This window comes from Stenotrophomonas sp. 109824_Sma (genome assembly GCF_056480025.1).
Map to the genome: position 1 here is coordinate 3,795,125 of NZ_CM151078.1, position 23,542 is coordinate 3,818,666.

General features: G+C 67.3%; 22 protein-coding genes. 4 read left to right on the forward strand and 18 right to left on the reverse strand.

Annotated elements, in window-relative coordinates; genetic code table 11:
* The first annotated feature begins 178 nt into the window (after positions 1-178).
* Positions 179-997 carry a S1/P1 nuclease gene (locus ACZK1G_RS17830; RefSeq protein WP_101766004.1) on the forward strand — a complete coding sequence of 273 codons (819 nt, stop codon included), beginning with the start codon at positions 179-181 and terminating at the stop codon, positions 995-997.
* An 11-nt stretch (positions 998-1,008) separates the two neighbouring features.
* Positions 1,009-1,809 (forward strand): MBL fold metallo-hydrolase, encoded by an 801-nt coding sequence (locus ACZK1G_RS17835; protein ID WP_049442701.1) that lies wholly within the window; start codon positions 1,009-1,011, stop codon positions 1,807-1,809.
* Positions 1,810-1,862: 53 nt separating this feature from the next.
* On the opposite strand, the gene ACZK1G_RS17840 is transcribed toward ACZK1G_RS17835, so the two are convergent.
* From ACZK1G_RS17840 to ACZK1G_RS17850, 3 genes are read right to left on the reverse strand one after another with little or no spacing between them, the layout of a single operon-like run.
* A complete protein-coding gene (locus ACZK1G_RS17840; protein ID WP_049442702.1) occupies positions 1,863-2,426 on the reverse strand; it encodes a hypothetical protein in 564 nt (187 codons plus the stop codon).
* Complete coding sequence (locus ACZK1G_RS17845; RefSeq protein ID WP_101766005.1) at positions 2,423-3,664, reverse strand: M56 family metallopeptidase; 1,242 nt, start codon at positions 3,662-3,664, stop codon at positions 2,423-2,425. The genes ACZK1G_RS17840 and ACZK1G_RS17845 overlap by 4 nt, the downstream gene beginning before the upstream one ends.
* Entirely contained in the window at positions 3,657-4,022 is a 366-nt protein-coding gene (locus ACZK1G_RS17850; protein ID WP_010484077.1) for a BlaI/MecI/CopY family transcriptional regulator, read from the reverse strand. Before ACZK1G_RS17850 ends, ACZK1G_RS17845 begins: the two co-directional genes overlap by 8 nt.
* Positions 4,023-4,140: 118 nt before the next feature.
* Here ACZK1G_RS17850 and ACZK1G_RS17855 point away from each other — a divergent pair, with 118 nt between their 5' ends.
* Positions 4,141-4,698: a flavin reductase family protein gene (locus ACZK1G_RS17855; RefSeq protein WP_101766006.1), complete on the forward strand. Its 558-nt coding sequence runs from the start codon at positions 4,141-4,143 to the stop codon at positions 4,696-4,698.
* 34 nt (positions 4,699-4,732) lie between these two features.
* A complete protein-coding gene (locus ACZK1G_RS17860; RefSeq protein ID WP_101766007.1) occupies positions 4,733-6,685 on the forward strand; it encodes an acetyl-CoA hydrolase/transferase C-terminal domain-containing protein in 1,953 nt (650 codons plus the stop codon).
* An 87-nt stretch (positions 6,686-6,772) separates the two neighbouring features.
* Here the strand turns inward: ACZK1G_RS17860 and ACZK1G_RS17865 are convergent, their stop codons facing one another.
* The 15 genes from ACZK1G_RS17865 to ACZK1G_RS17935 all read right to left on the reverse strand — a co-directional run bounded on the left by ACZK1G_RS17865 (position 6,773) and on the right by ACZK1G_RS17935 (position 23,533).
* Complete coding sequence (locus ACZK1G_RS17865) at positions 6,773-7,078, reverse strand: HigA family addiction module antitoxin (RefSeq protein WP_049442706.1); 306 nt, start codon at positions 7,076-7,078, stop codon at positions 6,773-6,775.
* Between the two features lie 11 nt (positions 7,079-7,089).
* Positions 7,090-7,368, reverse strand: a complete 279-nt coding sequence (locus ACZK1G_RS17870; RefSeq protein ID WP_093999576.1) for a type II toxin-antitoxin system RelE/ParE family toxin — start codon at positions 7,366-7,368, stop codon at positions 7,090-7,092.
* 315 nt (positions 7,369-7,683) lie between these two features.
* Positions 7,684-9,681, reverse strand: coding sequence for a transketolase (gene tkt, locus ACZK1G_RS17875; protein ID WP_049442708.1), 1,998 nt, complete (start codon positions 9,679-9,681; stop codon positions 7,684-7,686).
* Between the two features lie 214 nt (positions 9,682-9,895).
* A complete protein-coding gene (locus ACZK1G_RS17880; RefSeq protein ID WP_014038312.1) occupies positions 9,896-11,215 on the reverse strand; it encodes a dicarboxylate/amino acid:cation symporter in 1,320 nt (439 codons plus the stop codon).
* A 57-nt stretch (positions 11,216-11,272) separates the two neighbouring features.
* On the reverse strand, positions 11,273-12,988 hold the full coding sequence (locus ACZK1G_RS17885; protein WP_049442710.1) for a BatD family protein: 1,716 nt from the start codon (positions 12,986-12,988) through the stop codon (positions 11,273-11,275).
* Positions 12,985-14,823, reverse strand: a complete 1,839-nt coding sequence (locus tag ACZK1G_RS17890) for a VWA domain-containing protein (RefSeq protein WP_101766008.1) — start codon at positions 14,821-14,823, stop codon at positions 12,985-12,987. Before ACZK1G_RS17890 ends, ACZK1G_RS17885 begins: the two co-directional genes overlap by 4 nt.
* Positions 14,820-15,824 (reverse strand): vWA domain-containing protein, encoded by a 1,005-nt coding sequence (locus ACZK1G_RS17895; RefSeq protein ID WP_049442711.1) that lies wholly within the window; start codon positions 15,822-15,824, stop codon positions 14,820-14,822. The genes ACZK1G_RS17890 and ACZK1G_RS17895 overlap by 4 nt, the downstream gene beginning before the upstream one ends.
* Positions 15,821-16,270 (reverse strand): DUF4381 family protein, encoded by a 450-nt coding sequence (locus ACZK1G_RS17900; protein ID WP_049442712.1) that lies wholly within the window; start codon positions 16,268-16,270, stop codon positions 15,821-15,823. Before ACZK1G_RS17900 ends, ACZK1G_RS17895 begins: the two co-directional genes overlap by 4 nt.
* Positions 16,267-17,196 (reverse strand): DUF58 domain-containing protein, encoded by a 930-nt coding sequence (locus tag ACZK1G_RS17905; RefSeq protein WP_049442713.1) that lies wholly within the window; start codon positions 17,194-17,196, stop codon positions 16,267-16,269. Before ACZK1G_RS17905 ends, ACZK1G_RS17900 begins: the two co-directional genes overlap by 4 nt.
* Before the next feature lie 8 nt (positions 17,197-17,204).
* Positions 17,205-18,230, reverse strand: coding sequence for an AAA family ATPase (locus tag ACZK1G_RS17910; RefSeq protein WP_049442714.1), 1,026 nt, complete (start codon positions 18,228-18,230; stop codon positions 17,205-17,207).
* A 173-nt stretch (positions 18,231-18,403) separates the two neighbouring features.
* Entirely contained in the window at positions 18,404-20,374 is a 1,971-nt protein-coding gene (locus ACZK1G_RS17915) for a type IV pilus secretin PilQ (RefSeq protein WP_049442715.1), read from the reverse strand.
* Positions 20,375-20,395: 21 nt separating this feature from the next.
* On the reverse strand, positions 20,396-20,929 hold the full coding sequence (locus tag ACZK1G_RS17920) for a pilus assembly protein PilP (RefSeq protein WP_005418914.1): 534 nt from the start codon (positions 20,927-20,929) through the stop codon (positions 20,396-20,398).
* Positions 20,929-21,585 (reverse strand): type IV pilus inner membrane component PilO, encoded by a 657-nt coding sequence (locus ACZK1G_RS17925; RefSeq protein ID WP_005418916.1) that lies wholly within the window; start codon positions 21,583-21,585, stop codon positions 20,929-20,931. Before ACZK1G_RS17925 ends, ACZK1G_RS17920 begins: the two co-directional genes overlap by 1 nt.
* Positions 21,582-22,475, reverse strand: coding sequence for a PilN domain-containing protein (locus tag ACZK1G_RS17930; protein ID WP_101766009.1), 894 nt, complete (start codon positions 22,473-22,475; stop codon positions 21,582-21,584). Before ACZK1G_RS17930 ends, ACZK1G_RS17925 begins: the two co-directional genes overlap by 4 nt.
* A complete protein-coding gene (locus ACZK1G_RS17935) occupies positions 22,475-23,533 on the reverse strand; it encodes a pilus assembly protein PilM (protein ID WP_014038321.1) in 1,059 nt (352 codons plus the stop codon). The genes ACZK1G_RS17930 and ACZK1G_RS17935 overlap by 1 nt, the downstream gene beginning before the upstream one ends.
* Positions 23,534-23,542: the final 9 nt, after the last annotated feature.

Genomic DNA, 23,542 nt, shown 5'->3' on the forward strand with positions numbered 1-23,542 from the left:
TCGCAGCATGTTGCCCCGGTGATTGCCGGGGCTTTTTTTTGTTGCTGGGACTGAAGCGGTTCCGGAGCTGGGGCGAGGCGGGGAGCAGAGCCGGGACACGCTGCCCCTCCCGCTGTGCTCCCACTTCGGAACAGGAACGCGCCGCTCCTCAATCCACCTACCCCGCTAGAATGTGCGCATGAAAGCCCTGCACTCCCTCTTCCTCGCCGCCGCCCTGGCGCCGGCCCTGCTGTCCGTCTCCGCCCCCGCCCATGCCTGGGGCGCGCAAGGCCACCGCCTTGTCGCCGAAGTCGCAGACGCCCGACTCACCCCCACCGCCCGCGCCGAAGTGGACCGCCTGCTGGCCATCGAACCGGATGCCACCCTGGCCAGCATCGCGCCGTGGGCCGACCAGCTGCGTGCAAAGGATCCGGGCCTGGGCCGTCGCTCGGCCGGCTGGCACTACGTCAACATCGCCGAAGACAACTGCCATTACGAAGCACCGAAGCACTGCAAGAATGGCAACTGCATCGTCGAGGCCCTGAAGGCACAGAGCGCGATCCTCGGCGATCGCAGCCTGACCGATGGCGAGCGCCTGCAGGCACTGAAGTTCGTCGTGCATCTGGTCGGCGATATCCACCAGCCGATGCACGCCGGTTATGCCCACGACAAGGGCGGCAACGATTTCCAGCTGCAGTTCGGCAACCGTGGTACCAACCTGCATTCACTGTGGGACAGCGGCATGCTCAACACCCGCAAGCTGGACGATGCCGGCTACCTGCCGCTTCTGCAGAGCCAGCGCGCACCGAAGCTGGCGCGCCAGTCCAACCCGCAGCGCGACCCGCAGACGTGGGCCGAAGCCAGCTGCCGCATCTCCATGCAAGCTGGCGTTTATCCGGCCTCGCATAAAATCGGTGACGAATATACCGAGCGCTACCGGCCGCTGGCCGAAGCGCAGCTGCGACTGGCCGGTGAAAACCTGGCGCAGTTGCTGAACCGCGTGCTCGGCACGCGCTGAGGAGGGTTCCGATGCCGGTCCAGGTGCAGTCGTTCTTCCACCGTGACAGCAATACCTTCAGCTACCTGGTCAGCGACCCGGCCAGCGGCGAGGCGGCGCTGATCGACCCGGTCCTGGACTACGACCCGGATACCGACGCCAGCAGCGAATCACCGCTGCGCGCGGCATTGCAGGCCATCGAGCAACAGGGCCTGCAGCTGCGCTGGCTGCTGGAGACGCATGCCCACGCCGACCATGTGTCGGCCGGGCGCCGGCTCAAGCAGCGCTTTCCGCAAGCCACGCTGGCCATCGGTGAGGGCATCCGCGCGGTGCAGGCGACCTTCGCGCCACGCTATGGCCTGCAGCTTCCAGGTGCAGATGAGATCTTCGATCATCTGTTCAGCGATGGCGAGACCTTTGCGCTTGGCGAACTGCGCGGCCAGGTGATCGCCGTGCCCGGCCACACCAGCGACAGCATCGCCTACCTGATCGGCGATGCGCTGTTCACCGGCGACTCGCTGTTCATGCCCGACGGCGGCACTGCCCGCTGCGACTTCCCGGGCGGTGATGCCGCACAGCTGTACCGCTCGATCCAGCGTCTGCTGGCGCTGCCCGATGCCACCCGCGTGTTCGTCTGCCACGACTACGGCCCAGGCGGCCGTGATTTCGCCAACGAAACCACCGTCGGCGAACAGCGCGCGCACAACATCCACGTGCATGACGGCGTGGCCGAGGCGGAGTTCGTCAGCGTGCGCCAGGCACGCGATGCCACGTTGGAAGAACCCAAGCTGATGCAACCGGCGGTGAAGGCCAACATCCAGGGCGGGGCCTGAGGTACGCCGGGCAGAGCCCGGCGCCATCGGTTTCCATCACGGACCGTGAGCGATCATTTTCCCTGCGTCCGCACCACATGCCGGCCCTTCACGATCTCGAAGGTGAAGGCGTACTGCAGGGTCACCGCCACCGGCTCGACCCGTTCGGCGCCGCGACAGTCGCCGCGGTTGGCAGGCACCTTGCCAGCCGCGAAGTGGCAGACCGCTGCGGACGAGTACTTCCACATCGCCACCGCCTCCTGAGCAGCTTGCAGCAGAGGCGCATTCTCGCGTGCAGCCCCTGCGGCGCAGTCCTGGCGATCGGTCAGCGGCATGCTGCGTTCGACGCTGCCCTGCGCATCAACCACCACCTGCAGGCAGATGGTGGTCGGCGCCAGTTCCGCGCGCGGGTCACGATCGCCGACCTCCGGGTCCGGTGCCGCGTACAGCTGTGGCATCCGGTAGCCCTCGGTCGCACCCAGCGAATACACCTGCAACTGTCCACTGCCACCGCCCGCCTGTGGCTGCAGGCGCTGATGGCCGACATTCTCACTGCGGGTATCCACCATGGTCAGCCGCTCCTGGCTCGCGCATCCTGCCAACAGCGCCACCGTCATGAGCAGCGGCGCACACTTCACTTCGCGTCCTCGGTGTCGTCCATGGCAAAAGTGATCGGAATCTTCACTGCGCCTGCCACCGGCTTGCCGTTCTTCATTGCCGGACGATACGTCCAGCTGCGCGCAGCAGCCACCGACACCGCATCGAACACGCCGGGATTGGTAGCGCTGAGCACCTGGACGTCAGTGGGATGGCCCTTGGCGTCCACTTCCACGCGCAGGTTCACCACGCCCACCTGGCGCTGCTCGACCGCAGACTTCGGATAGGACGGCGGTGGCATCTTGTCGACCTGGATCGGACGATCCAGTCCAGCCTTGGCCGCATCTTCTTCCGCAGTCGCGTACGGCTCGACACCGATCCTCGGACTCCCGGCCGTGCCGCCCTGGCTCGCCCACGCCACCGCTCCCATGCCCACGCACAACCCGACCACCAGCACCTGCCCGGACACCCACGGCAATGCCTTCCGCTTGGACTGCTTCAACATGGCAATACGCTCCTTCAACACGGGTTGGCTGCGCCAATGGCAGACCGCGGGCGCAACCGGATGGACCAGCTGCGCCTTCAGCAGCGTGCTGGCGTAGAGGCCGCGCAGCGCCGGCTGCGGGGCCATGGTGCGGGCGTCGCAGGCCAGTTCCTGGTCGCGCAGGAAGCGGCCCGCAGCCCACGGCAGAAGCGGGTGGAACCAGAACACCGCGCGCACCAGCAGCAGCGCCCCATTGGCCCAGTGATCGCCATTGCGCCGGTGGCTGTGCTCGTGCTGCAGGATCAGGCCCTGTTCCTGCGCAGTGAACTGCTGGTCGAAGTCGGGACCGACCACGATCCGTGGGCGCCACAGGCCAACCAGCGCGGGCAGGCCAGGATCGCCGCTGGCCTGCCAGCTGCCATCGGTGCGCGGCTTCAGTGGGCCCATGCATCGTTCGAAACGACGCTGCGCGCGCAGGTCGCGCAGCAGGCAGAGGCCCATGCCCAGCGCCCAGGCCAGCAGCAACAGTCCAGCCCCAGGCACCGACCCACCCGCTCCACCGTCGGTGGCCCCCGGCATCACTTTCAGCGGCAGCGTGGGTACCTGCTGCAACAACGCAACCTGTGGCAACGGCAGCATCAGTGCCACCAGCAGCATCGGCAGCAGCCACCAGCTGCGGTAGGCCAACCCAGCGCCCCCCATCTGCACCAGCAATGGCCGCAGCATCGCCAGCAGGACCACCCCCACTGCCAGCCACAGGCTGGCCTGCCACAGTCCGTCGAGCAGCTCAGTCATGGTCCAGCTCCTGGATAAGCTTCTTCAGTTCGGCGATGTCCTGCGCGCTCAACTGGCCGCGCTCGCTGAAGTGCGCCACCAACGGCGCCACGCGTCCTTCGAACACACGACCAATGAAGTCCTGGCTCTGCGCCTCCACCCACGCCTGGCGCTGCAGCAGCGGCCGGTACAGGTAGCGTCGGCCATCGCGCTCGGCGGCGATCGCGCCCTTGGTCAGCAGGCGGTTGAGCAGGGTCTTGATGGTCGGCTCGGCCCAGTCACGATGGGCCAGCGCGGCCACCACGTCATCGGCGCTGCGCGGTGCCTGCTGCCACAGCACCTCCATCACAACGGCTTCGGCTTCGCTGATCGGGGTCATTGTTTACATCCGTAATCGACGTTTCGATTACGCGCGTAATCAAATCTCCTGTCAAGCCCCTCGACTCCGGGTTCATCCCGGCTGCGCGAGCATCGATTCCTCCCGCCCCAGGCATCGGATGAAGGCGCTGCCCAAGAAGGAGTTCCCGGTCGAGCAGGCCCGTCGCTTCCTCGAACCCGGCCCGATCGTGCTGGTCAGCACCGCCTGGCGCGGCCAGCGCAACCTGATGACGATGGGCTGGCACATGGTGATGGGCTTCTCGCCTTCACTGGTCGCCACCTACCTGTGGGACGCGAACCACAGCCACGCGCTGGCCCGTGGCAGCGGCGAGTGCGTGATCAACGTGCCCGGCGTGGAGCTGCTCGATACGGTGGTGGACATCGGCAACTGCAGTGGCCGCGAGGTCGACAAGTTCGCCCGTTTCAAGCTCGACGCGCTGCCCGCGCGCGAGGTCGGCGCGCCGCTGGTCGGCCAATGCCATTCGAGCTTCGAATGCCGCTTGTACGACGACAGCCAGGTGGCGTCGAGCAACCTGTTCATCTGGGAAATCGTGCGCGCCCATGTTGCGCCCCGGCCGAAGCTGCCGCGCACGGTGCATTACCGCGGCGATGGGCAGTTCATGGTGTCCGGCGCGGAAGTCTCGCGTCGACGGCGGTTCAAGCCCGACATGCTGTAATGCCCGCACTCCCCCAGACGCAGGACCGCCGCGCATGACCGAACACCTCACCGACCTGGACGCCGCCGTCGACTGGTTGTTTGCGCGCGTGGACGGGCCGCTGCGGATCGGGGCACCGCTGGCACTGGGCAAGCCGCATCGGTTGCTCAATGCCCTCTACGCACGTGTCGAGCACGACCCTTCGCGGCCGCTGCAGCTGTATACCGCGTTGTCACTGAATCCACCGAAGGCGCGCGGCAACGGCCTGGAAGCACGCTTCATGGCCCCGTTCGCGCAGCGTCACTTCGGCGACGATTTCCCGCGCCTGGCCTATGCCGATGCGATCGCGCGCGACGCGTTGCCAGCGCATGTGCAGGTGGAAGAGTTCTACATGCAGTCCGGCGCCCTGCTCGGTTCGCGCCAGGCGCAGTCCAGCTATACCAGCCTGAACTACACCCACGCCGCCGATGCGGTGGCGCAGCGCGCACCGCAGGTGATCGTGCAGAAAGTGGCGATGCGCCCGGATGACCGCCGGCTCTCGCTGTCGTGCAACAACGACATCACCCAGGACACGCTGGATGCGATGACCGCGCGTAGCCTGCCGCGCCCATTGATGATCGCCGAGATCGATCCGCAGCTACCCTATCTGGGCGGCTCGGCGACGGTCGATGTGTCGTTCTTCGATCTGGTGATCACCCCGCCTCCGCCGTACCCGGCGCTGTTCGGGCTGCCGCGGCAGCCGGTCGGCGATGCCGACTACGCCATCGGCCTGTACGCCAGCACGCTGGTGCGCGACGGCGGCACCCTGCAGATCGGCATCGGCACGTTGGCTGATGCACTCAGCCATGCGCTGGTGCTGCGCCACACCGACAACGCGCGCTACCGCCGCGTGCTGCATGCGCTGGATCCGCAGCTGGCCAGCCATCCGCTGGTGCAGGAAATCGGTGGTGTGGACCCGTTCGAAGTGGGACTGTACGGCTGCAGCGAGATGCTCAACGAAGGCTTCCGCAGGCTGGTGCAGACCGGGGTGATCAGGCGCAAGGTGCACGACGACCTGGCGCTGATGCAGCGCATCGAGAATGGCAGCACGCTGTCGATCGACCACGCCACCCTGGCTGCCGAAGGCGAGTACCTCCACGGCGCGTTCTACCTGGGTTCGCCGGAATTCTACGAATGGCTGCGCACGCTGCCGGAAGACGAGTGCCGTGCGATCGGCATGCGCCGGATCAGCGAGATCAACCAGCTGTACGGCGGCAACGAAACACTGGAGCGCCTGCAGCGCCGCCATGCGCGCTTCTTCAACTCCTGCATGATGGCCACCGCGCTGGGCGCGGCGGTGTCGGACGCGCTGGATGATGGACGCGTGGTATCCGGCGTGGGCGGCCAGTACAACTTCGTGGCGATGGCGCATGCGCTGCCGGAAGCCCGCAGTGTGCTGATGTTCCGCGCCGCGCGCGATGACAAGGGCCGGCGCGAATCCAATGTGCGCTGGAACTACGGCCACACCACCATTCCGCGCCATCTGCGCGACATCTACCTCAACGAATACGGCATCGCCGATCTGCGCGGCCTGACCGACGAGGACTGCGTGCATGCAATGACCGCGATCACCGAGGCCCCGTTCCAGGGCGGCCTGCTGCAGCAGGCACACGCCTCGCGCAAGCTGCTGGCGGCCACGCAACCGGATCCGCAGCGCCAGCAGCGCAACACGCCGCAGGCGCTGGCCGCGGCACTGGCGCCGTTCCGCGCTGATGGCAGCCTGCCGGACTATCCGCTGGGCAGCGATTTCAACGAGATCGAGCAGGTGCTGGTGAAGGCGCTGGGCTGGCTGAAGGCCAACACGCAGACCCGCGGCGACAAGCTGCGCACGGTCTGGGCAGCGCTGCGCCAACCCGCCGGCGATGGCGATGCGGTGTACCTGCAGCGCATGGGCCTGCAGGCACCGAAGGATTTCGCCGAACGCCTGGACGCACGCCTGCTGCGGCTGGCACTGGCACGCACCGCCTGAAAGAAAGGGGACGGAGGGATCAAGTCGTTTGTGCACAAACGACTTGATCCCTCCGTCCCCTCTTTTTCATCCACGCATGGCGTGGATCTACCGCTCTATCCTCACTGCATCCTCAAGATACAGACGGGCAATCGGTGGATGCGCTCGATGCTCGACCTGCCACAGGTCGTATGCCGCCTGCATCGCCAGCCACATGCGGGCATTGCCCAGACCTGCAAGCTCAAGGCGGAATGCGAGTTCCGCGGAGATGCCGGCGTGCCCGTTGATGATCGTCGACAGCTGTCCGCGCGAGTAGCCAAGATGCTGCGCCAGCGCACTGATCGACATACGGATTGCTGGCAGGATGTCTTCGCGCAGCGATTCCCCGGGATGCGGCGGATCATGCAACGGCATCGAGCAGACTCCTAGTGGTAATCAAGGTAATCAACCAATTCGACGTCGAGCCCACGAAAGCGGAACACCAGTCGCCAACTCGCCGAGACACTTACAGCCCAGTAGCCGCTATAGCTCCCGCGCAGGGGGTGCAGGCGATTTCCGGGCAGCCCCATGTCCCCAGGCACGCGGGCCTGATCCAGCTGCAGAAGCAAACGCCGCAACCGGGCCACATGATCGGCACGGACTCCGGAAATGTCGCCCCGCTCATAGAGCGCCTTCAGGCCCTTATGCCTGAAGCTGACGATCATGCGGCGCCAGTGTAAGGCATCACCTTACACCCCGCAAATCCACCATGGGTTTCTGCGCCGCTCTTCTTGTCCATGACCACTTCTGAGGGTCCCTCGGCAGGTCCTTCTTTTCGCAAGGAATGCAGGTCAGATGAAGAGGCCAACGCGACACTGGTGCCGCCGGGTGGAGCATTCCGGGCAAAGGAAAAGGGGACGGAGGGGATTAAGTCGCATGTGCACAAACGACTTAATCCCCTCCGTCCCCTTTTTCTCTACTCAGGAGAACGAGAAAGGCCGGCTTGCGCCGGCCTTTCCTTTGTTGCGCCGAGAGGCTGCTTACAGCGCCTTGGCGGCTTCCACCACGTGGGCAGTGGTGATGCCGAAGTGCTTGTACAGCTGGTCGGCCGGGGCCGAGGCACCGAAGGTGTCGATACCGATCACCGCACCGTCCAGGCCAACGAACTGGCGCCAGAAACCGGTGACGCCGGCTTCCACGGCCACGCGCTTGCGCACGGCGTTCGGCAGCACCGATTCACGGTAGGCCGCATCCTGTCGCAGGAACACGTCGGTGGACGGCATCGAGACCACGCGGGTCTTGATACCGGCCGCGTCCAGCTGGGCCTTGGCTTCGGTGGCCAGCGAGACTTCCGAACCGGTGGCGATCAGGATCACGTCCGGGGTACCGGCGGCATCGGCCAGCACGTAGCCACCGCGCTCGATCTGGGCGATCTGCTCGGCGTTGCGCGGCTGGTGCGGCAGGTTCTGGCGGCTGAACACCAGGCAGCTCGGGCCGTCCTGGCGGGTGATCGCGGCCTTCCAGCTCACCGCCGACTCGACCGCATCGCACGGACGCCACACGTCGTTGTTCGGGATGTAGCGCAGCGAGGCCAGGTGCTCCACCGGCTGGTGGGTCGGGCCGTCTTCGCCCAGGCCGATCGAGTCGTGGGTGTACACGTGGATGGCGTGGGCCGGGATCAGGGCGCTCATGCGCACGCCATTGCGGGCGTAATCGCTGAACACCAGGAAGGTGGCGTCGAACGGAATGAAACCACCGTGCAGGGCCAGGCCATTGGCAATCGCGGTCATGCCGAACTCGCGCACGCCGTAGTACACGTAGTTGGCGTTGGCGTCGTCGCTGGCGACCGACTTGCTGCCCTTCCACAGGGTCAGGTTGGAATGCGCCAGGTCGGCCGAGCCGCCGACGATTTCCGGCAGCAGCGGGGCATAAGCTTCGATGGCCAGCTGCGAGGCCTTGCGCGAGGCGATCGTCGGGCCTTCAGCGGCCACCTGGGCGATGTAGGCATCGGCCTTGGCAACAAAGTCGGCCGGCAGCTCGCCGTGCGAACGGCGGGTCAGCTCGGACGCTTCAGCCGGGTACTGGCTGGCGTACTTGTCGAACAGCTGTTCCCACTCGGCCTGGCGCAGGGTGCCGGCGCCATTGGCGCGCCAGCCATCGTAGATCGCCTGCGGGATCTCGAACGGACCGTATTCCCAGCCCAGCTGCTTGCGGGTGGCTTCCAGCTCGTCCTTGCCCAGCGGTGCGCCGTGGCTGGATTCCTTGCCCGCCTTGTTCGGCGAACCAAAACCAATGGTGGTGCGGCAGCAGATCAGGGTCGGCTTGTCGCTCTGCGACAGCGCGGCCTCGATGCCGGCCTTGATGCTTTCCGGGTCGTGGCCATCGACGTCGCGGACCACGTTCCAGCCGTAGGCCTCGAAACGCTCCGGGGTGTTGTCGGTGAACCAGCCCTCGACGTTGCCGTCGATGGAGATGTGGTTGTTGTCCCAGAAGCAGACCAGCTTGTGCAGGCCCCAGGTGCCAGCCAGCGAGGCCGCTTCATGCGACACGCCTTCCATCAGGCAGCCATCGCCCATGAACACCCAGGTGCGGTGGTCGACCACTTCCAGCTCCGGGCGGTTGAAGCGCTGTGCCAGCAGCTTCTCGGCCAGAGCGAAGCCCACGGCGTTGGCGAAACCCTGGCCCAGCGGGCCCGTGGTGGTTTCCACGCCCGGGGTCTCGTGGCGTTCCGGGTGACCGGCGGTGTGGCTGCCCAGCTGGCGGAACAGCTTCAGCTGCTCGATCGGCAGGTCGTAACCGCTCAGGTGCAGCAGCGCGTACTGCAGCATCGAACCGTGGCCGTTGGACAGCACGAAACGGTCGCGGTTGAACCAGTGCGGATTGCTCGGGTTATGGCGGAGATAGTCGTTCCAGAGGACTTCGGCGATGTCGGCCATGCCCATGGGCATGCCGGGGTGGCCGGACTTTGCGGTTTCAACCGCATCGGCGGCAAGGAAGCGGATGGCGTTGGCCAACTGGCGACGGGTAGGCTGCGTCATGGTTCTGTCGGAATCGGGAGGCGGCCGCGGACGTGCGGGCGGCCTATTGTCCCATAGTCGCCGGGCGGGGGGTCGGTTCACCTTGCCTGGTCGTGCCGGTCGCTGGCCGGCACTTCATGATCTCCGCCGGATTCCGCATGTGAAAAGGGGTCAGAGCCCTTTCCCTGCGGAAAGGAATCCGACCCCGATCAGGTCGCCAGCAGTGGCCCCGGACTCAGTCCTGCTGTGGGCCCAGCGCCGGGCCGTCGTGGGACTCGCCCTTGGCCACCAGCGTGGTCAGGGCCAGGTCGCCGGTCACGTTCAACGCCGTGCGGCACATGTCCAGGAAGTGGTTCACGCCCAGGATCAGGCCGATGCCCAGCGGGTTCACGCCGACCATCGCGCAGATCATCGCCACCACCGGCAGCGAGCCCGACGGTACGCCGGCGGTGCCGATGCCACCGAGGATGCAGACCGCCATCACCATGATCTGCTGGCCAATGCTCAGGTCCACACCAAAGAACTGGGCCAGGAAGATCACCGTCACGCCCTCGAACAGCGCGGTGCCGTTCTGGTTGGCGGTGGCGCCCACGGTCAGCACGAAGCGCGACACGCGCTGCGGCAGGCCCATCTGGTCGGCCACGCGCAGTGCGGTCGGCAGGGTGGCATTGCTGGAGGCGGTGGAGAACGCCATCACCGTCGCTTCCTGGGTATCGCGGAAGAACGACAGCGGCGAGCGACCGGACAGCCACACCGCGGTACCGTAGGTCACGATCATGTGCAGGCCCAGCGCCAGCACCACCACGCCCACGTAGGCACCGAGGCGGATGATCAGCTCGAAGCCGAACAGTGCAGCCAGGTTGAACATGAAGCAGGCCACCGCATACGGGGCCAGGCGGATGACCAGGTTGATCAGGGTCATCGAGATTTCGAACACGCCTTCGATGGCGCGGCGCAGCGGGGCGACCTTCTCGTTGTCGGTCAGCACCATGCCGATGCCGAACATCAGCGCGAAGAACATCAGCGACAGGATCGCGCCGTTGTCCGAGGCCGCCTGCAGCACGTTGCTCGGCACGATCGACAGCAACATGTCCATGCCCTTCGGCGTGCCATGGATGCCCGCGACGATCTCCTTGCTGCGCTCGGCGTTCTCCGACAGCATCATCGCGGCGACCTGCGGGTCGACACCGGCGCCCGGCTTGAGCACGTTGACCAGCACCAGGCCGATGCCCACCGCGATGCCGGACAGCAGCACGGTGTAGGCCAGCGTCTTCCAGCCGATGCGGCCGAGGGCGCGGATGTCGCCCATCTCCGACACGCCCATGATCAGCGCCGAGAAGATCAGCGGCACGATCAGCATGAAGATCAGGTTGAGGAACAGGCCCGACGCCGGGGTGGTGACGTAGTCCATTACCCACTTGGCACCGGCCTGCAGACCATCGACGCTGCCGCCCAGGGCGTGCACGATCAGTCCCAGGACCAGGCCGATCGCAAAGCCGATGCCCATCTTCCAATGCAGGGGCAACTTCTTCTTGTCGGCAGCAGCTGCTGTCATACGCGGGTTTCCTCGAAAAATGAATGCACTCTAACAAAGCGCGCAAGCGGCGCCGGTTCAGGTTCGCCGCGGTGGATACAGCGGCGCCAGGCCAGTGTCGGCGGTGCCTGCGGCCGCCGACCAGTGCGGTCCGTCACGGAAGACCTCGCGCAGGCGCGCACGCAGCGGCGCCAGATCACCCTGCCCGCCCCAGCGTGCCTGCTGCAGGTCCTGCAGCACCTGGCGCTGGGCTGCATCCCCAAGCCGCGCGATGACCTGCTCGATGCGTTCAACGCCGGCCATCGCACACAGCTGTGCTTCCACCTGGTCGAAGCCCTCGCCATCCAGCGCGCGGCGCAGTTCGGCCAAGCCGGCACGCCCGCTCGCCACAGTCGGCACAGAGGGTTTGCCGGCTGCAGGTGCCGCCGTACGCGGGCGGCGACCGCGCTGCCAGCCCCACAGCAGGGTCAGCAGCCACAGCAACGCCAGGCCGATGGCCGCCGCCATCCACGGCCACGGACGCTCGGACAGGCCGCTGGCACGCGGATCGGTCGCCGCGATGCGGCTGTCCTGGCCATCGGCGCCCGGCAGCGCGGCGTCGGTGTCGATCGGTGGCAACGGTGGCGGTGAGGCAGTGCCAGTACCCGTGCCGGCCGCGACGGCAAGCGTCAGGTCCGGCAGCTTCGCCTCCTGCGCCTTGCCGTTACGCACATCCCACCAGGGCAGGCGCGGCCCCGGCACCACCAGCGCGCCCGGCTGGCGCGGCACGATCGAATAGCGGCGGGTGATCTTCAGGCGCGGCGTGCTGCCGTTGAAGGTCTCTTCGTACTGTGCCGGTTCGGCGAACACCTGCGCATTGGCGCCGACATCCGGCACCGGCAGGTCGGTGAACTGCGCACGCGTCGCGCCTTCGGCAACCGCTTCGACCACCACGTTGGCCGCCTCACCGGTGCGGGCACTGGTCGGCGCACTGGTGTAGCGCAGCTGCAGGCTCTGCAGGGGCAGCCACGGCTGCGGGGCCTGCGCCGGCTGTGCCTGCACCTGCAGCGTGCGGTCGGCGCTGGTGGCATTCATGCGACCGTCGCCACCGCCGAAGAAATCATCGAAGAAGCCACCGGCGCTGCGGCCACTGAAACGCGCACCGGCCAGCTTCAACGCGCCACTGCGCTCGGGGATCAGCAGGAAACGCCGTTCGACCACGTTGTAGCGGCGCCCGTTGACCTGGCGCACATCGGTGCGGTCGTCGCCCACGCGCTGCAACGACGCGCCCGCCGGGGTATCCAGCACCAGTTCGCCGGAGGCAAGCTGCGAGGCGAAGTACAGGCGCACCACCACGCCCACGCTCTGCTGCACATACGGCGTATCGTCATCGACAACGGTTTCGATGAAGGCCATCGCATTGCTGTCGGGCCCCGCCACGGCGGCCGCATCGACCTGCAGCGTCAGCGGCGCGGTGCGCACACTGCCCACCTGCAGGCCCGGCACCACCAGCGCACCACTGCGCCGTGGCGTCAGCGCCACGCCATACAGGTTGCGCTGCTGCATGCTGCCATTGCTCCACTCCACCTGGCGGCTGCTGGTCTGCCCGCTCAGATCGAAGTCGGTACGCAATGGCGTGAAATCCGGCGCGCCCTGATCGCTCTCGACATTGAGGGTCACCGTATCGCCCATCGCGATGCGGTCGCGGTCCAGCCACGCGCGCGGCTGCGCCCAGGCGAGGAGCGGCAGCCACAGCAGCAGTGCCGCCAGTACCTGTAGTGGCCAGCGCCCGTGCATCTTGATCGCCCGCGTCATCGCCCTTCCCTCTTCCTGCGTTCGTTTTCCAGCTGGAACTTGGCCCGCAGCAATGCGCCCGGATCATCCGGCACACGTCGCATCCACGCCTCCACGGCCTGTTGCTCCTCGCGCTGGCGCGGGGTGGCGCCCTCGCTGCCTGGCACGGGCTTGCCCTCCTGCTCGCCCTTGCCCTCACGTGCCTGCTGCATTGCCTGCTGCATGCGCTGGCGCTGCTGCTCATCGGCCTGCGCCTGCGCCTTGGCATCCTCCACCTGTGGCGGTGCCTGCTGGCCATCGCGGCCACGCTCGCCAGGCTGAGGCTTCGACTGCGCGTTGTTGTCACCCGCCTTGGGCGGGTCCTGCGGGCCCGACGACGGCTGGCCCTGGCTGGGATTCTGCTGGCCCTGCTGCGGCTGCCCCTGTGGGTTCTGCTGGCGCTGCGGGCTCTGTGGTTGCTTCTGCTGCCCGTTCTGCGGCGGCTTCTGCTGATCCTGGCCCTGGCCGCCACCGGATTGCTTGCGCTTGCGTGCGGCATCGACCACGGCACGGTTGGCCACCGCATCGGCCATGCCCGGATGCAGTGCCAGCGCACGGTCGTAGGCAGCAATCGCGTCGTCGTAGTTGCCTTCGCGTGCCAGTGTGTTGGCCAGGTTGTACCAACCGGCATCGTTGTCGATGCCTTCGAACTGTTTGCGTGCAGTGGCGAAGTCGCCCTTGCGGTAAGCCTGAACCCCCTCGGTCAGGCGCTGGTGCTGCACCTGGTCGCTTCGCTTCCACAGCGTGCCCTGCACCGGCTGCGAGGCAGGCGTCGCAGGGGCCTGCGCCTGCGCGTCATTCATCCATGGCAGCAGGCCGACCGCGAGCACCGCGGCCAGCACCGCGCGACGACGGAAGGCCAGCAATGCCAGCAGCATCACCGGCGGCAGCAGCCAGAAGCCTTCGTCACGCCACTGCTTGCCTTCGCCCGGCCGCTGCGCCGCCGTGCCTTCGCGCGCGTCGAGTACACCGAGCGCACGAAGATCACTGTCATCGGCGGAGATGCGTGCATAGCGGCCGCCACCTGCAGTGGCTACCGCACGCAGGCTGCCCTCATCCAGCGCAGCCTGGCGGATCTGCCCACTGCCATCGCGGTAGGCCGCACCGGCAGGCGTGCCCAGTCCCAGCACCGACACCTGCAAGCCCAGGCCGCGCGCCTGTGCCGCCGCCAGTGCAGCTTCGCTATCCGCCTGATCGCTGACCAGCAGGATCTGCCCCTGCAGCGCACCGATCTGCCGCATCAAGCGTGTTGCCCAGTCGATGCCGCGGTCGGCACGCTGGCCATCGCGCGGCATCACGTCCGGCGACAGCGCATCCAGATACAGCGCGACGTTGCTGCCGTCGTCGGTCAGCGGTGCCACCGTGTAGGCATCATCGGCATACACCACCAGCCCCACCTGCCCGCCCTGGCGCGCGCGCAGCAGCTCGCCCACTTTCGCCCGCGCCTGCAGCAGGCGCGACGGTGGCAGATCGGTTGCGGTGATCCGGCTGGACAGGTCCAGCACCACCAGCAACGGTGCGCTGGCCTGGAACATCGGCTGTGCCTGCTGGCGCCAGCTCGGCCCGGCCATGGCCAGCGACGCCAGTGTCCAGCCGAGCAGCAACACCCAGGGCAAACGTGCCCGCCGCCTTGCACCGGCGGCCAGCAGGTGCGGCAACAGGTGCGCGTCCACCGCCTGCCGCCACACATCACTGCGCCGTTGCCGGTACAGCGCCAACGCGATGATCAGTGGCAGCGCCAGCAGTGCCCACAACCACTCGGGCCGCAGGAAGTGCAGCGCGTTCCAATCGGGAAGATTCGAAGCAAACGCGATCATCGGCGACGCTCCGGCCACAGCCATGCCAATGCGCCCAGCAGCAATGCCAGGCCCAACGGCCACGCATAGCGTTCCTCGCGCGGGCGCAGGCTCGGGCCCTTTGCGGCCACTGGCTCCAGGCGATCGAGCTCGGCATAGATGCCGGCCAGCTGCGCGGTGTCCCGCGCACGGAAGAACTGGCCACCGGTCATGCTGGCGATCTTCTTCAGGGTGGCCTCATCGACCGGATCCTGGTCGGTGGAAATCGGAATGCCGAACAACCGCATGCTGCCATCGCCGCCAAACGCGACCGTGTGGATGCGCACGCCCTCGGCGCGCGCCACTTCCGCAGCGCGCAACGGCTCCAGCACACCGGCATTGCTGACACCATCGGTCAACAGGATCAATACGCGCTGCCCCTCCGGCTGGCTGCGCAGGCGCTTCACTGCCAGGCCGATGGCATCACCGATGGCGGTCTCGCGCCCGGCCAGGCCGACCACGCTGTCGCGCAGCTGGTCGCGCACGCTGGCCAAGTCTGCGGTCAGCGGCGTGAGCGTGTAGGCGCGGTCGCCGAAGATCAGCAGGCCGACGCGGTCGCCGGCACGACGATCAAGGAAGTCGGCCAGCACGGCCTTGGCCGCGGTGAGGCGATCGACCGCCTGGCCGCCCAGCACCATGTCGCCCTCGCCCATGCTGCCGGACACATCCATCGCCAGCATCATCTGCCGCCCCTGCTGCGGCGGCGTGATCGCTTCGCCCAGCTGCTGCGGTCGCGACAGCGCGATGCACAGTGCACACCAGCCCAGCCACAGCAGCAACGTGCGCAGCCACGACACGTCAACACGGCCGCCACCAGACAGCGCTTCCAGTTCGGCAGCCGCATAAGGCACACGCAGTGCGGCGCCCGGTTCTGCACGGCGCTTCCACCAATGCATCAGCAGCGGCAACGGCAGCGCCAGCAAAGCCAGCGGCCATGCCAGCTGCAGGTCCGGCCATGGCCAATAGGTCGTCCACAGGTTCATCGACGACGCTCCAGCAGCATCGCCAGATAGCGTTCGCGGGCCCAGCTGCGCACAGCGGCCACGTCGTTGCTGTCGACGTGCGGGCGATAGGCGCCTTCGGCAAGCAGACTGCGGCGCGCATCGGGCAAGGTGCCCTGCGGGTCCAGGCGTTGCCACCAGGCATCATCGCGCAACGATTCGCTGCCCGGCTTCGCATGGCGTGCGGCACGGCGCAGCAGCCCCGCAATGGCCGCCAGTTCGGCCGCGGCGTCGCTGGTAGTTGCCAGTTCCTGATCGAATTGCTGCAACCAGTGCTGGCGACGGCGGCGACGTCGCCACATCACCACGGCGATCACCAGCAGCACCAGCACGACCACCGCGCCGATCATCAGGTAACCGGGGGCGGGCGGCCACCATGACGGCGCCGGTGGCAGCTGCACATCGCGCAGCGGCAGAGCCGCGCTCATGCCGGCACCTCGGTCGGCGACGGCGCCAGCCAGGCGTCGCTGGGCGCATCGGAGGACAGCACCTGCACGTCGACGCGGCGCGCGCCGAGCTGGCGTCGCAGTTCCTGCAGCGGCTCGACAAAATGCGCCTGCCAATGTGCCTGCACCTCGCTGCGACGCAGGTCGAGACCGATACGCTGCTGTGCAGTCTGGAACTGCAGCGCCGCCGAGGGAGGATGCAGTTCCAGCGGATCGACCAGCAGCACCAGGCTGAGGTCGTGATGCTGGGCCAGCGCGCTCCAGCGCGCAGGTGGAATGCGGATGGCCTGCTGCGGATCGGCCAGCACCAGCATGCGTGCCCCGGGGCGCAGCACACGACCGGCATGATCCAGCGCGCGCTCCAGGCCCAGATCATCGGCCGGCGGCTGTGCATACCAGCGGGTCAGCGCGTCGAGCACGCGCAATACGCCGCGTGGCCCACCTGCAGGCGCGATCGGCGCTTCGCGGTCGCTGCCACGCAGCGCGCCCACACGGTCGCCACGGCGCTGCGCCGACCATGCGGCAACAGCACCGGCGCGTGCGGCCTGCACTGATTTGAAGCGCACGCGGGTGCCGAAGTACAGCGCCGGCGAGGTATCGGCCACGATCAGGCTGACCCGCTCGCGTTCGGCCTGGAACAGTTTGGTGTGGGCCCGGCCAGTGCGTGCGGTCACGCGCCAGTCGATGTGGCGCGCGTCGTCGCCGGCCACGTACTCGCGCGACTCGGCGTACTCCATGCCGCGGCCGCGCAGCGGGGACGGCGCCTGCCCTGCATTGCCGGTGCGTCCACGTCGCGGCGGCGGTGGCCGCTGCGCCAGCCGGCGCAGCGCGACCAGCTCGGCCAGCTGCGGGCGCAGCCCGTCACCTTCGAGCGCAGACGGTGCGTGTTCCAGGGATGGATCGGTCATGCGCAGGCTCAGGGTGCCGGCACCCGGGCCAGCAGCTCCTGCACCAGGCGCTCGCCGTCCCAGCCCTCGGCGGTGGCTTCATAGCTGGGCAGCACGCGATGGCGCAGTACGTCGGCGGCCACCGCACGCACATCATCGGGGGTGACGAAGTCGCGGCCGGCCAGCCAGGCGCGCGCACGTGCGCAGCGTTCCAGTGCGATGGAGCCACGCGGGCTGGCCCCCCAGGCGATGCGGCGGCCGAGGCCGGCGTCGTAGCGCGATGGATCGCGCGAGGCCAGCACCAGTTCGATCAGGTAGCGCTCCAGCGCCGGCGCCATGTGCAGGTCCAGCACTTCGCGGCGGGCGTCGAACACGTCCTGCATCGGCATCTTTTCGGGCGCCGGCGCGGCCTCGCCCAACGCGCCACGGGCGCGCTCGCGGGCCAGCCGCAGGATTTCCGATTCGGCCGCCTGGTCCGGGTAGCCGATGCGCACATGCATCAGGAAGCGGTCCAGCTGCGCTTCCGGCAGCGGGAAGGTGCCTTCCTGCTCGATCGGGTTCTGCGTGGCCATCACCAGGAACAGCGGCGGCAGCGCATAGGTATGGCGGCCAACGGTGACCTGGCGCTCGCCCATGGCTTCCAGCAGCGCCGACTGCACCTTGGCCGGCGCGCGGTTGATCTCGTCGGCCAGCAGGATCGGGTGGAAGATCGGGCCGGGCACGAACTCGAAGCGGCCCTCCTGCGGGCGCCAGATCTCGGTGCCGGTCAGATCGGCCGGCAGCAGGTCCGGGGTGAACTGCACGCGGGCGAAGTCCGCTTCCAGGCGCGAGGCCAGTGCACGGATCGCCGTGGTCTTGGCCAGGCCCGGCGCGCCCTCCACCAGCAGGTGGCCGTCGGCCAGCAGCGCGATCAGCAGGCGTTCGACCAGTGCCGCCTGGCCGACGATCTCGGCCGACAACGCATCGCGCAACTGGGTGAATGCCGCATGCAGGCGGGAGGTTGCCGGCGCGGGCGGCGGCGAGACAGTTTCGGGCATCGGCGGTGGCAGGTTCATGGGGGCCTTTGACCGGCGCAGGACGGCACGGGTTCCCGACATCATCGCAGGGTGCCTTGCGATTGGCATCAAGAACGGCTGAACGGCCCATCCACGCATGGCGTGGATCTACTTGTGGAAACGAAGAAGGGCCGCGCATGGCGGCCCTTCTTCGTTTCGCGGGTGGCGCGGGCTCAGTTCTGCTTGGCCACGCGCAGCACCTTCGGGGTGACGAACACCAGCAGCTCGGCCTTGTCCTTGTTGCGGCCGCGCTTCTTGAACAGGTTGCCCAGGAAGGGCACGTCGCCCAGGAACGGCACCTTGCTGATGCTGTTGCGATCGGTGAACTCGTAGACGCCACCGATCACCACGGTCTGCCCATCCTCGACCAGCACCGCGGTGTTGACTTCGCGGCGGTTGATCGACGGCACGGTGCCGTAGCCCTCCAGCTGGATCAGCTGGTCGACTTCGTCCTTCTTCACCTGCATGTTGAGGAACACGCGGTTGTCGTTGGTGATGGTCGGGGTGACCTTCAGCTCCAGCACCACTTCCTTGAACTGCACGTTCGGCGTCGCCACGCCGCCAGCGGTACCACCGCTGATGGTGACATAGCCGATTTCCTTGCCCTGCTTGATCATCGCTTCGCGCTGATTGGTGGTGACCACACGCGGGTTGGAGATCACCTCGCCTCGCGACTCCTGCTGCATGGCCGAAAGCTCCACGTCCAGCAGGTAACCGGCATTGAGGATCGACAGTGCCAGCGAACCCGGGTTGCTGGCGGCGGCCACCGGCAGGTTCCAGTTCAGGCCACGGGTGATCGCCGAGCCGGATTTCACCGGCGGCGGGCCGACCCGGCCACCGGCTTCCCAGTCACGCTCGGCCTTGGCATTGGCCAGGTCGGTCGTGACCTGCGACTCGCGGGTCTTGGCATTGGCATCCAGGCTGCCGCTGAAGTACACGTTGTCACGGCTGCCGCTGACACCGAACTTCGCGCCCAGTTCACGGGCGAAGGTATCGGTGGCGATGACGATGCGGCTTTCGATCAGCACCTGGTCGACCGGGCGGTCGATCACGTTGATCAGCTCGCGCATGCGCGCGATCTTCTTCGGAATGTCGCTGATCATCAGCGTGTTGGTGCGCTCGTCGGCCACGATGCGGCCGCGCGAGGACAGGAAGCCACTGTCTTCCTGCGAGGAACCACCACCACCGCCGCCACTGCCACCACCACCACTGCCGCCGATGCCCTTGGCCTCGGTCAGCGCTTTGAAGATCTGCGTGGCGCTGTGGTAGTTGATCTGGATGTAGTCGGTCTGCAGGTCTTCGCGGTTCTCGATGGCGATGCGCGCGTCTTCCTTCTCCTGCTCGAACTTGGCCAGTTCAGCCTGCGGCGCCACCCAGATCACACTGCCATCGCGACGCTTGTCCAGGCCCTTCGCGCGCAGAACGATGTCCAGCGCCTGGTCCCACGGCACATTGACCAGGCGCAGGGTCACATTGCCCTGCACCGAGTCGGACGCAACCACGTTCAGGTTGGACTCCTCGGCGATCAACTGCAGCACGGTGCGCACCGGCACGTCCTGGAAGTTGAAGGTCACCGGCTTGCCGGTGAAGCCGCGCTGGCCGACGGCCTTGGCCGCCTGGGTGACGCTGCCGGCGGTGACCGCGCCGACGGCGGCCTGGGCCTGCCGCGGGCTGATCTCGACCACGTACTCGTTGCCGCTCTGGTAGGCCAGCGATTCCACGGCGCCACCAGTGCTCAGCACCAGCTGGGTGCCGGCACCGGACGGCTTGGCGTCGATGCGCTGCACCGGCGTGGCGAAGTCGGTGACGTTCATCGGCTTCTGCAGGTTGGCCGGCAGTCGGGCATTGCCGACGTCGACCACCACGCTGTTGCCCTGCGTGCGCAGGTCAGGAATCGCGCCCTGCCCGTCGAACTGCACGATCAGGCGCCCGGCGCCGTCATCGCCACGCTTGAAATCGATCTTGGCCACCGACAGGCCAGCCGGCGCGGCGGCCGGTGCCACGGTGGCGCCCACCGGCTTTTCCGCCGGTGCGGCAGCCAGCGCCGGAGCGCAGGCCAGCATCAGCGCGACTCCCAGCGCGCTGACACGGTTCAAGGTAGAGCGCCGGATGGGACGCAGCCCCTTGGCTTGGTGAAAGGTCATCGTGCTATCCCCAGTAAACGATCATTGATCTTCAAGCGAGAGCGTTGCCGGCCGTTCCAGCCAGCCGCCCGCGCCATCCGGCACCAGTTCGATCAGCTCCACGCGGTCTTCGAAGACCGCCGTGACCCGCCCGTCGCTCTGCCCCAGGTAACCACCCGGGCGAACCCGGTAGGTGACCTTGTCCGGCCCCATCACCAGCGCCACGGTGCCTGCACCGGTGCCGATGGTGCCGACCATGTCCAGCGCATCCAGCGGGAAGCCTTCCAACGGCTCCTTGCGCCGGTTCGGGTCCGGTCGCAATCCGCCATTCCCCTGCTGCGGATTGGTCCAGGCATCGGTGAACGGATCGCGCATGCCCTGCGCGGAGTATTCAAAGGTCTCGAACTGCTGCATCACCGGCAGCGGCTCCAGCGGCTGCGCCGGTCGCGCACGCTCGCCTTCCACCCACTTCTCAAGGTTCGGTGCGTCGCCGGGCGTGCTGGTCACGCCACGGCCGCAACCGGCCAGCAGCAGCACAGCCAGCACCATCGCACCACGTACGGTCTGCGCGCGCATCACTTCTTGCCCTCCTTGCCAGCGTCGGCCGCCTGCTGCGCCTGCACCTCGGTCTCGTCCAGGTAGCGGTAGGTCTTGACCGTACCGGACAGTTCCAGTGCACCGCTGCGGACGTTGCCGCCGGTCTTTTCCTTGGGCTTGAGGTTGATGTCATGCATGGTCAGGATCACCACCCGCGGCAGCGAAGCCACGCCACTGACGAACGCGCCGAACTGGTGGTAACTGCCCACCATGCGCAGCTTGATCGGCTTCTCGGCGTAGAACTCCTTGATCTGCTCCTGCTCCGGCTCGAACAGCTCGTTGGTCAGGCCGCTGGACAGCGCGGTCTGCGAGATGTCGATGATCAGGTCGGGCATTTCGGTCTTGCTCGGCAGCTGCCGCAGCATCTGCTGCAGCACCTGCTCCATCTGCGCCAGCTGCTGCTTCAGCGGCCCCAGGTTCACCGCGCGTTCCTGCTGCTTGGTGAACTCGGTGCGCAGCTCGACTTCCTTCGATTCCAGGCCGGCCAGTTCCTCGCGCTTGCCGCTGATCAGCAGCATCCACGCCACGAACATGATGACCAGTGCCAGCAACGAGCAGAAGACGATCTTGGCCTTCTGCGGCCAGTTGCCGATGTCGTTGAAATCCAGGTTCTTGATGTCGATCTTCTGGCTCATGCGCGGTCCCCCTGCAGCAGCGCATTGAAGGCCTGCGGCGGCTGCGCCAGGCGGCTGCCCTCAGGCTTCGGGGCAGGTGCCGGGGCCGGCGCGGCGGCCGGAGCGGCCGGCTGGTTGGGCTTGGCCGGAGTGGCCGGAGTGGCCGACGGTGCAGTGGCCGATGCGGCGGGAGCCGCTGCCGGCTGGCCCGCTGCCGGAGCCGCAGGCGTCGCGGCATCCGGACCTGCGGCCAACGGAGCCACCGGTGCCGGCGCAGCCGTCGCCACCGAGCCATCGGCGTTCAGGCCCGGCGTCGCCGAAACCTCTTCGCTCTGTGCCGGCAGCTTCACCTTGACCACGAACACGTAGGGCAGCGCCTTGATGTCGGCCAGCGGGCCGGCCTTGCCGTCCTTGTCCTTCTCCGGGTCACGCGCTTCGATGATCGACAGCTCCGGGTTGGTCATCCAGCCGGACGTCTCCAGATTGCGCATGTAGGCCGAAACGCGGGCGTTGGACTGGGTGCGGCCTTCCAGCGTCAGCACATCCCCTTCCTGCTTCAGCGCGGTCAGCACCACGCCGTCGGGGATGGTGCGCACCAGCGCGTCGAACAGGTGGACCATCTGCGAGCGCTTGGCCTGCAGTTCCTCGATCACCTTCTTGCGGGCCAGCAGGCGTTCCTTCTGCGCGTCGAGACGATCAATCTCCTTGTTCTGTTCCTTGACCTTCTCGATCTCGGCTTCCAGATAGGCGTTGCGGTCCATCTGGCCGCTCACCTGGCGGTCGTAATAGAACCAGATCATCAGCGACAGCAGCAGGCCACCGACAGCGGCCATGCCCAGCATCGCGTAGAACTCGCGCTGGCGTTGCTTGCGCCGCTCGGCGCGCCAGGGCAATAGATTGATGCGTGCCATCAGTCAAAGCTCCTCAGCGCCAGACCGGTCGCGATCATCAGCGCGGGGGCATCCTGGGCCAACGCATGCGCGTTCACCTTCGGCCCCAGGGTCATCTGCGCCAGCGGGTTGGCGACCACGGTCGGCACACCCAGCTGCTCCTCGACCATCTCCGGCAGGCCGCCCAGCACAGCGCAACCGCCGGCCAGCACGATGTGATCGACGCGGTTGAATTCGCTGCCTGCATAGAAGAACTGCAGCAGGCGGCTGATCTGCTGGACCGTGGCTTCCTTGAACGGCTCCAGCACTTCCATCTCGTAGCTTTCCGGCAGGCCGCCCTGGCGCTTGGCCAGCCCGGCTTCCTCGTAGCTCAGGCCGTAGCGGCGCATGATCTCGTCGGTCAGCTGCTTGCCACCGAACACCTGCTCACGGCTGTAGAGGCTACGGCCGCCGCGCAGGACATTGAGGGTGGTCATGGTGGCGCCGATGTCGACCAGCGCGACCACGCCGTCGATGGACACCGGCAGCTCGCTGGCGACCAGAGCGTAGGCGTTCTCGACCGCGAAGGCCTCCACGTCCATCACCTTGGCCTGCAGGCCACCGAGTTCCAGTGCGGACTGGCGAAGCTCGACATTCTCCGAACGCGACGCGGCCAGCAGCACCTGGACCATCTCCGGGTTGTTCGGGATCGACCCGATCACCTCGAAGTCCAGGTTCACTTCCTCGATCGGATACGGAATGTAGTTGACCGCTTCCAGCTCGATCTGGGCTTCCATGTCGTTTTCGTCGAGATCGGCCGGCATCGGGATCACCTTGGTGATCACCGCCGACCCCGCGACGGCGGCAGCGGCCAACTTGGCCTTGCTGCCTGAACGGTTCATCGCCCGGCGGATGGCCTCACCGACGGCCTCCACTTCGACGATGTTCTTCTCCACCACCGCATTCGGCGGAAGAGGTTCCACAGCGTAATGTTCCACGCGGAAACGATTGCCGCTGCGGGACAGCTGCAAAAGCTTTACCGCAGTCGAACTGATGTCGACGCCTACAAGCGGCGACTGACTTTTTGGGATGAGCCCCACGGTTTCTCC

Bases quoted from the DNA above. Each gene is read 5' to 3' on its own strand.
- ACZK1G_RS17830 (WP_101766004.1), top strand. From the start codon at position 179: ATGAAAGCCCTGCACTCCCTCTTCCTCGCCGCCGCCCTGGCGCCGGCC.
- ACZK1G_RS17835 (WP_049442701.1), top strand. From the start codon at position 1,009: ATGCCGGTCCAGGTGCAGTCGTTCTTCCACCGTGACAGCAATACCTTC.
- ACZK1G_RS17845 (WP_101766005.1), bottom strand. From the start codon at position 3,664: ATGACTGAGCTGCTCGACGGACTGTGGCAGGCCAGCCTGTGGCTGGCA.
- ACZK1G_RS17850 (WP_010484077.1), bottom strand. From the start codon at position 4,022: ATGACCCCGATCAGCGAAGCCGAAGCCGTTGTGATGGAGGTGCTGTGG.
- ACZK1G_RS17855 (WP_101766006.1), top strand. From the start codon at position 4,141: ATGAAGGCGCTGCCCAAGAAGGAGTTCCCGGTCGAGCAGGCCCGTCGC.
- ACZK1G_RS17860 (WP_101766007.1), top strand. From the start codon at position 4,733: ATGACCGAACACCTCACCGACCTGGACGCCGCCGTCGACTGGTTGTTT.
- ACZK1G_RS17865 (WP_049442706.1), bottom strand. From the start codon at position 7,078: ATGCCGTTGCATGATCCGCCGCATCCCGGGGAATCGCTGCGCGAAGAC.
- ACZK1G_RS17870 (WP_093999576.1), bottom strand. From the start codon at position 7,368: ATGATCGTCAGCTTCAGGCATAAGGGCCTGAAGGCGCTCTATGAGCGG.
- tkt (WP_049442708.1), bottom strand. From the start codon at position 9,681: ATGACGCAGCCTACCCGTCGCCAGTTGGCCAACGCCATCCGCTTCCTT.
- ACZK1G_RS17880 (WP_014038312.1), bottom strand. From the start codon at position 11,215: ATGACAGCAGCTGCTGCCGACAAGAAGAAGTTGCCCCTGCATTGGAAG.
- ACZK1G_RS17885 (WP_049442710.1), bottom strand. From the start codon at position 12,988: ATGACGCGGGCGATCAAGATGCACGGGCGCTGGCCACTACAGGTACTG.
- ACZK1G_RS17890 (WP_101766008.1), bottom strand. From the start codon at position 14,823: ATGATCGCGTTTGCTTCGAATCTTCCCGATTGGAACGCGCTGCACTTC.
- ACZK1G_RS17895 (WP_049442711.1), bottom strand. From the start codon at position 15,824: ATGAACCTGTGGACGACCTATTGGCCATGGCCGGACCTGCAGCTGGCA.
- ACZK1G_RS17900 (WP_049442712.1), bottom strand. From the start codon at position 16,270: ATGAGCGCGGCTCTGCCGCTGCGCGATGTGCAGCTGCCACCGGCGCCG.
- ACZK1G_RS17905 (WP_049442713.1), bottom strand. From the start codon at position 17,196: ATGACCGATCCATCCCTGGAACACGCACCGTCTGCGCTCGAAGGTGAC.
- ACZK1G_RS17910 (WP_049442714.1), bottom strand. From the start codon at position 18,230: ATGAACCTGCCACCGCCGATGCCCGAAACTGTCTCGCCGCCGCCCGCG.
- ACZK1G_RS17915 (WP_049442715.1), bottom strand. From the start codon at position 20,374: ATGACCTTTCACCAAGCCAAGGGGCTGCGTCCCATCCGGCGCTCTACC.
- ACZK1G_RS17920 (WP_005418914.1), bottom strand. From the start codon at position 20,929: ATGCGCGCGCAGACCGTACGTGGTGCGATGGTGCTGGCTGTGCTGCTG.
- ACZK1G_RS17925 (WP_005418916.1), bottom strand. From the start codon at position 21,585: ATGAGCCAGAAGATCGACATCAAGAACCTGGATTTCAACGACATCGGC.
- ACZK1G_RS17930 (WP_101766009.1), bottom strand. From the start codon at position 22,475: ATGGCACGCATCAATCTATTGCCCTGGCGCGCCGAGCGGCGCAAGCAA.